The following is a 7022-nucleotide window of genomic DNA, read 5'->3' on the forward strand; positions in this document are numbered from 1 at the left end:
CGCCGCGAGTGTCTGCGAGATCGTGGGCGCGAGCGCCGTCATCAGGATCGCGAGCAACCCCAGCCAACTGCCGATCTTCTGATGCCAACGATTCAACATGCGCCGGGCAGCCAGGCTGCGAAGTGATGGCCGATAATTGCAAGACCGCGATTTGCGGCAAATTATGCCACGTGCCGCGCTTTTCCCAGCGGCGGCCGCGCGCACGAGAAAGCCGCCAGAGCACCTCCGCAGACCCGCCAGCGTCCGGTCAATAGAGCAAACTGCCAACGGCAAAGCCGCCGCGCACCAGCGACAATGCGTGGTCCCCCTTCGGCACGGAGTGTTGATGAAAGCACGGCGTCCGCGTCCCCCGCAGTTTCATGGCGAGCACAGCCGTGCCGACTGGCGCGACCATCTGCTGCCCTGGCTCGCCACGGCGCTGCTCGTCGCGTTCGTGGCCGTGCTGGCGGTCTGGTTCGTCAACCCGGCGCCGCCGCGCACGATCACGATCAGCGCGGGTCCGCGCGACAGCTCGTTCAGCGTCACCGCCAACCAGTACAGGAAGATTCTCGCCCGCAACGGCATCCGCCTGAACGTGCTCGAATCGGACGGCTCGGTGCAAAACCTCAAACGGCTGCTGGACCCGCAACAGCACGTCGACCTCGCGCTGGTGCAAGGCGGCATCGCTGAGGGGATCGACACGTCGTCGCTGATTTCGCTCGGCAGCATGTTCTATGTGCCGGTCGTCGTGTTCTATCGCGGCGCGGGGCTCACGCAGCTATCGGAGCTCGACGGCAAACGCATCGCGATCGGCCGCGAAGGCAGCGGTACGCGCCTGCTCGCGCTGCAACTGCTCGCGGCGAACGATATCGAGCCCGGCGGCCACACCACGCTGGTCGCAAGCGACGGTCTCGAGGCGGCCACCCAACTGGTATCGGGCGAAGTCGACGCGGCCATCCTGAGCGGCGACTCCGCGACGCGCGGGCTGATGCTGCGGCTGCTGCGGGTGCCCGGCGTATCGGTGATGAATTTCGGCGAAGCGAGCGCGTATACGCGTCGTTTCCCGTTTCTCGATCAGATCGATCTGCCGCCGGGCGTGCTCGATCTGAAACGGCGCATTCCGCCCGCGACCGTGCATCTGATCAGCCCGACCGTCGAGCTGGTCGCGCGCAACAATCTGCATCCGGCGATTTCCGATCTGCTGATCGAGGCCGCGCAGGAAGTGCACGGCAAGGCGGGTCTGCTGCAGCGCGCGGGACAGTTTCCGAATCCGGTCGAGCATGAATATGCGATCAGCGAAGACGCGCAGCGCTATTACCGTACCGGCAAGGGTTTTCTATATCGGACGCTGCCGTTCTGGCTTGCCAGCATCGGGGACCGCACGCTTGTGCTGCTGCTGCCGCTCGCGGTGCTGCTGGTGCCCGCGATGCGCGTGATTCCGGCGCTCTATCGATGGCGCGTGCGCTCGCGCATCTATCGCTATTACGGCTCGCTGATTGCGATCGAACGGCATGCGCTTGCCGGTGCGACCGGCGACGAGCGTGCGCAATTGCTCGCGCGGCTCGACGAGATCGAAGCGGCGCTGAACAATTTGCGCATGCCGCTTGCGTATGCGGATGGGTTTTATGTGCTACGCGAGCATGTGGGCTTCGTGCGCAGCCGTCTGACGGCCGCGCCGCCCGTGGAGACCTCGTGAGCGAGGCCGCTGGCGAAGTTATGCCTGGGACGTAGTGGGTGCGGCGGTTTGCGGCTCTGGCTGGTTGTCGGGGAGCGCGGCGGGCTGTGCGGCCGGCTCCACAGCGGGCTGTGCTTCGGCCTGCTGGTCAGCCGATTCGGCCACCGCTTCGCCGTTGCCGGACACTGCCGCTGCGCTGACGGGGGACTCGCTGCCCGGCGCATCGGGCGCGCCAGCGCCCGCGCTGGTAGCGGCACTGGCATCCACGCTCGCCGTCGCATGTTGGGCCGCGTTCGGCGTCGCATTCGCCGCCGTTTCGGCCGCCTTCTGCGCGCCCCTGGCCGCGCGGTGCGCGAGCAGACGCTGCGCGCCCGCTGCTTCCTGCGTGCTGACCTGACCGGCTTGTGCGCCCGTCAGATCGATACGCGGCGCGCCTTCGACCAGACTCTTCCAGTAACGGCCGCCACGGCACCACGTCTTGAGCGCGTCGCGCAACTCGGCTTCGCTCAGCGACAGATCCTTCGCATGGACGATCAGGTCTTCGAAAATGCCGATTTTCAGCGGCAGCTTCGGCGCCGGATTCTTCGGGAACGCATTCGGAAAACGTTTCTGCAGACGGCCGATCGAGCGCACCACCGGGTCCACCGGTTTGGCATCGGCGGCGGGCGCCGCGCCGCGCGGCTGCGCGTGCTGGCGGCCGGGCCGGGCGCCGGATTTGCGCTCCGGCCGGGGGCCGGTTTTGGCGTTGGGTTTCGAATCGGGCCGGGCCTCGGAGCCTGCGTCGGGGCGTGACCCGGAGCGCGATTCCGCGTTGGCATCCGGCCTGGCAGCGGACTTCGAAGCAGGCCGCGTAGCCGGCTTACGATCGGGCTTGCCAGCGGATTCGGCGGCGGCACGCGCGGCGGCCAGTTGCTTCTTCAGTTCAGCGAGTTGTTCGAAACCCATAGTGCACAACCAATCTGTCGATTCGTAAAGGTGCGATTGTAGCAGCGAGTGCAAACGCGCTTACGACAACTATTGGCGGCTCGTGAATGGTCAACTGGCGGCGCTCGCGGCCGGATCGGCATCGTACGCACGCAGGCCCGATGCCGCGACGCTCAGGCCGGTGCGCCCGGCGTTGTTGCGCAGCGACAGCCTGAGCTGATGACGCCCGGCGATCCGCGCGACGATCGCGAGTCCGAGCCCACTGCCCTCGCCCTTCGCCCCCTCGCCGCGATAGAAGCGGTCGAACACGCGGTCGAGCTCCGCCGGCGCAATGCCCGAGCCGCTATCGACCACCTCGAAGCCGACCTGATCGCCGTCGCGCGTGAGCACCAGGTCCACACGGCCGCCTGCCGGCGTGTGACGAATCGCGTTGTCGATCAGATTGCCGAGCAGCACGCTCATCCCGTGCGATTCGGCGAGCACCGTGTACGGGTCGCTCGGCGCGCGCGCGCGTTCGCATTCGAGGCCGAGATCGATTTCGCGCATTTCCGCCAGCAGCGAAAAATCGCTGACCGCCTGCTCGCCAATGCGGCGCAGGCTGACCGGCGCCATCGACGTGGCCGGATGCGCGTCTTCGCGCGCGAGCGCCAACAATTGCTGCACCAGGTGGATGATGCGATTCACGCGCTGCTCGACGCGCTCGAGCGTCTGTCCTTCGCCTTTGAGCGAGCCGTCGCGGGAAGCCGCCTGCAGTTGCAGCTTCAGCGCGGCGAGCGGCGAGCGCAACTCGTGCGCGGCATCGGCGATAAACGTGCGCTGCGCCTGCGACGCGCTATTGAGCCGTTGCAGCAGATCGTTGAGTGCTTCGACGAGCGGCCTGATTTCGACGGGCACGCTGCCGTCGAGCCGCAACGGTTCGAGCGAATCGATCGAGCGGGTCACCAGCGCGCGCGATAGTCCGCCGATCGGCGCGAGCCCGCGCGCGACCACCAGCAGCGCCAGCACGATCGTCACCGGCAACAGCGCGGCGAACGGCCACAGCGTATGCAACGCGAGATGCAGTGCCAGGTCCTCGCGCACCGACACCGGCTGCGCGACCTGCACATAGCGTTCGTCGTGCGCGACGCCGAATGTGCGCCAGTGGGCTTCGGCCAGTTCCACCGTGTTGAACCCCGGCGGCAGACGCGCAAACACCGGTGCCCGCGCGGACTGATAGATCGGCGCGCCGCCGCGATCCCAGATCTGGATGACGATGCGGTCGTCGGCGAGATCGCCGAAGTCGGGTTCCGGCTGCGCTGCGCCGCTCGCGGCTCGCAGATTCGGCGGCAGCGACAGCGCGACGGTGCGCAATTCATAGTCGAACAGCTCGCTCGCCTCGCGGCGCGCGGTGTGGAAGATGCCATAAGCCGCGATCATCGACGCAGCCGCCATGCCGAAGATCAGCCAGCCGAGCAGCCAGCGCCGGATCGACGTCATCCGCATCTTTTCAGCCGGTAGCCGACGCCGCGCACGGTCACGATCTGATCCGCGCCGATCTTGCGACGCAGGCTGTGCACGTGCACTTCGATCGTGTTGCTGCCGACTTCCTCGCCCCAGCCGTACAGCTTCTCCTCCAGCTCGGCCTTCGTGAATACGCGCGTGGGCTCCTCGATCAGCGCTTGCAGCAGCGCGAATTCGCGCGGCACCAGCGGCAGCGGCGCACCGTTCTTGGTGACTTCGTGCGCGGCCGGATCGAGCGTCAGTTCGCCATGCGAGTAAACCGGCTGCTTCTGGCCGGTGCGCCGCCGCAGCAGCGCCCGGATGCGCGCGGCCAGTTCCTCGAGATCGAACGGCTTGACCAGATAGTCGTCGGCGCCCGCGTCGAGTCCGCGGATGCGTTCGTCGATTGCGTCGCGCGCGGTCAGGATGATCACCGGCGCGCCGCCGCCGTTGCGGCGATACGCGTTGAGCACGTCGATGCCGTCCTTTCTGGGCAGACCGAGATCGAGCAGCACGAGGTCGTACACGTCGTTGCCGAGCGACAGCTCGGCTGCGCGGCCGTCCTCGGCCCAGTCGATCGCATACCCGGCGCGGCGCATCGCGCCGAGCACCGTCTCCGCGATCATGTCGTCGTCTTCGACCAGTAGCAGGCGCATGTCTCTCTCCTTCGTGCGGTGGTTCGCGCCGCATTATCGGCGGCGCCAGCTTAACGGTTCCTTACGGAACACCGATCGTGTGCCCGCCCTGTTGCGGCAACGCGCGCGCGACGCGGCGTTAAGCCTCTCTTAAGCGCCTGTTTCGCAAAATCGCGTCCGGTTGCGCGGCATCTGTTCGTGCTCGCCCGATTATTCACATCCCGCACAGGAGCCGGATTTTGCCGATTTTTGATGCCGTCGCGGCGGCCTGGCCAAGCGCGCGTTGCCAGACTCTGGCGCAACGCGTTCGTTGCGCGTTCCGTCAGCCGGTAAGGGTGACGCTTTGCGCGCTGCTGCTTGGCGGCTGCGCGAGCTACCACCGCGAACCGCTGGTGCCACAGGACACCTCGACCTCGGCGCATTCGCTCGAACGCATCCGTATCGATGAGTCGACCATGCCGCTGCCTGAACTCCGCGCGCATCGCTTCGATCCCGCCGATGGCCTCGACAGCGACGAGCTCGCGATGCTCGCGGTCGCGAACAATCCCGATCTCGAGCTCGCTCGCGACGATCTCGGCATCGCCCGCGCGCAGGCTTATTCGGCCGGCTTGCTGCCCGATCCGCAACTGAGCGTATCGAGCGACTATCCGGGCGCGGCCGGCGCGACGCGCGCGTTCAATTATGGCCTGAGCATCGACGTGATGGCGATCGTGCTGCGCAGCGCGAACCAACAGTCCGCCGACGCGACCGTCGCGAAGACCGACCTCGGCTTGCTGTGGCAGGAGTGGCAGGTGGTCGCGCAAGCGCGCGAACTGTTCATCAAGACGCGCTTCGAGCAGGACACGCTGCCGTTGCTGCAACGACAGTGCGAACTCGCGCGCACGCGCTACGAACGGATGGCGGCCGCGCGCCGCGACGGCAATCTGACCGACGACTCGTTGAACGCCGCGCTCCTGGCGTACAGCGACGCGCGCAAGCAATACAGCGACGCACAACGCGCGGCCGCGCAAACGCATCACGATCTGAACGCGCTGCTCGGCCTTGCACCCGATATGCAATTGCAGTTGCAAGCGGACAGCAGCGACGACATCGCGCCGCTCGACGACGCCACACTCGACGCGGCGCTCGCCGAACTTGCGCGCCGCCGCCCGGACCTGGTCGCGTTGCAGGCCGGCTACGAAGCGCAGGAGCAGAAATATCGCGCGGCGATTCTGAGTCAGTTCCCGAGCCTCTCGGTCGGTTTCGTGCGTGCGCGCGACACGTCGAACATCTACACGAGCGGCTTTCAGATCAATCTGAGTTTGCCGATCTTCAACCGCAACCAGGGCAACGTCGCAATCGAAAAAGCGACCCGCCAGCGGCTGCGCGACGAGTACCAGACGCGGCTGAACCAGGCCTACGCGGAGGTTGCGCGTCTGCGCGAAGACGGCGCGATTCTCGCGCGGCAATTGCAACAGACCGAAGCTGCGTTGCCGCACGTCGAACGCGCGGCGCAGCTCGCCGGCGCCGCCTATGCCGAACACAACCTCGCGCTCGGCGCATACACCGATGCGCAAAGCGCCGCGCTTACCAAACGCATCGACGTGGCGACGCTGCGCGAAGCGCTCGCCGAGCAGCGCGTCGGGTTGCAGGCGCTGCTCGGCAGCGCGATCTCCGAAGCGCCCGCCCACGCGTTTTCCTCTGCTCAAACTTTCAGCGATACCCATGCAAAATAGCCCTTTTCCGCCGCCGCGGCGGTGGCCGTGGCCGTGCCTGATGGCGCTGGCCGCCGTGCTCGTGTGCGGCTCGTTGCTGTACGTGTGCGTTTATCCGGTTCACGCGGATGCCAACGCGAGCGCCGAACCGCAGCCTTCTGTGGCCGTTCGAACCGTGCCGGTGCAGCGCGCGACGATCGCGCAGCCGGTGCGCGGCTTCGGGATCGTCGCGGCCTCCGCGTCGAGCGTGACGACGATCAATCTGCGCTACGTCGCGCGCGTCACCCAGATGCGCGTGCAGGCCGGCGAGAGCGTCAAGCGCGGCGCGCCGCTGTTCGTCGTGCAGGCCGACCCGGCCGCGGTGCTCGCAGCCGAGCAGGCCAGAAGCGCGCTGACGCTGATGCAAGGCGAACTCGCGCGCACCCAATCGCTGTATGACAAAGGGCTCGCGACGCAATCGCAGCTCGCCAGCGCGCGCAAGGCCGCCGACGACGCGCGCGCCGCGCTCGCCGCGCAGACTCAGACCGGCATCGCGAGCGGCAACCAGACGGTCACCGCGCCATTCGACGGGGTCGTGCTGCAACTGTCGGCGGCGCAAGGCGATCAGGTACAGGCCGGCGCGCCGATCCTGCAACT

General features: G+C 67.3%; 6 protein-coding genes and 1 pseudogene. 3 read left to right on the top strand and 4 right to left on the bottom strand.

From position 1 onward, the window contains the following. Nucleotides 1-114, bottom strand: a pseudogene (locus VGH68_RS00660) (DUF2946 domain-containing protein); the annotation flags it as partial. A gap of 211 nt (nt 115-325) precedes the next feature. On the opposite strand from VGH68_RS00660, the gene VGH68_RS00665 reads away from it, so the two are divergent. Next, nucleotides 326-1675: a TAXI family TRAP transporter solute-binding subunit gene (locus VGH68_RS00665; RefSeq protein ID WP_331601580.1), complete on the top strand. Its 1350-nt coding sequence runs from the start codon at nt 326-328 to the stop codon at nt 1673-1675. Between the two features lie 18 nt (nt 1676-1693). On the opposite strand, the gene VGH68_RS00670 is transcribed toward VGH68_RS00665, so the two are convergent. The 3 genes from VGH68_RS00670 to VGH68_RS00680 all read right to left on the bottom strand — a co-directional run bounded on the left by VGH68_RS00670 (nt 1694) and on the right by VGH68_RS00680 (nt 4713). Continuing rightward, complete coding sequence (locus tag VGH68_RS00670) at nt 1694-2599, bottom strand: ProQ/FinO family protein (protein ID WP_331601581.1); 906 nt, start codon at nt 2597-2599, stop codon at nt 1694-1696. 90 nt (nt 2600-2689) lie between these two features. Continuing rightward, the gene (locus tag VGH68_RS00675) at nt 2690-4054 is read right to left on the bottom strand and encodes an ATP-binding protein (protein ID WP_331601582.1); all 1365 of its coding nucleotides are present in this window, start codon (nt 4052-4054) and stop codon (nt 2690-2692) included. Beyond that, the gene (locus VGH68_RS00680) at nt 4051-4713 is read right to left on the bottom strand and encodes a response regulator (RefSeq protein WP_331601583.1); all 663 of its coding nucleotides are present in this window, start codon (nt 4711-4713) and stop codon (nt 4051-4053) included. The genes VGH68_RS00675 and VGH68_RS00680 overlap by 4 nt, the downstream gene beginning before the upstream one ends. A 371-nt stretch (nt 4714-5084) precedes the next feature. On the opposite strand from VGH68_RS00680, the gene VGH68_RS00685 reads away from it, so the two are divergent. Next, nucleotides 5085-6407 (top strand): TolC family protein, encoded by a 1323-nt coding sequence (locus tag VGH68_RS00685; RefSeq protein ID WP_331601584.1) that lies wholly within the window; start codon nt 5085-5087, stop codon nt 6405-6407. A gap of 40 nt (nt 6408-6447) precedes the next feature. Then, on the top strand, nt 6448-7022 hold a 575-nt coding region (locus VGH68_RS00690), incomplete at its 3' end, for an efflux RND transporter periplasmic adaptor subunit (RefSeq protein ID WP_331601585.1).

The organism is Paraburkholderia sp. (assembly GCF_036488505.1).
Taxonomy (GTDB): domain Bacteria; phylum Pseudomonadota; class Gammaproteobacteria; order Burkholderiales; family Burkholderiaceae; genus Paraburkholderia.

Coding starts and splice junctions, on each gene's coding strand:
- VGH68_RS00680 (WP_331601583.1), bottom strand. CDS start 4,713: ATGCGCCTGCTACTGGTCGAAGACGACGACATGATCGCGGAGACGGTG.
- VGH68_RS00675 (WP_331601582.1), bottom strand. CDS start 4,054: ATGACGTCGATCCGGCGCTGGCTGCTCGGCTGGCTGATCTTCGGCATG.
- VGH68_RS00670 (WP_331601581.1), bottom strand. CDS start 2,599: ATGGGTTTCGAACAACTCGCTGAACTGAAGAAGCAACTGGCCGCCGCG.
- VGH68_RS00665 (WP_331601580.1), top strand. CDS start 326: ATGAAAGCACGGCGTCCGCGTCCCCCGCAGTTTCATGGCGAGCACAGC.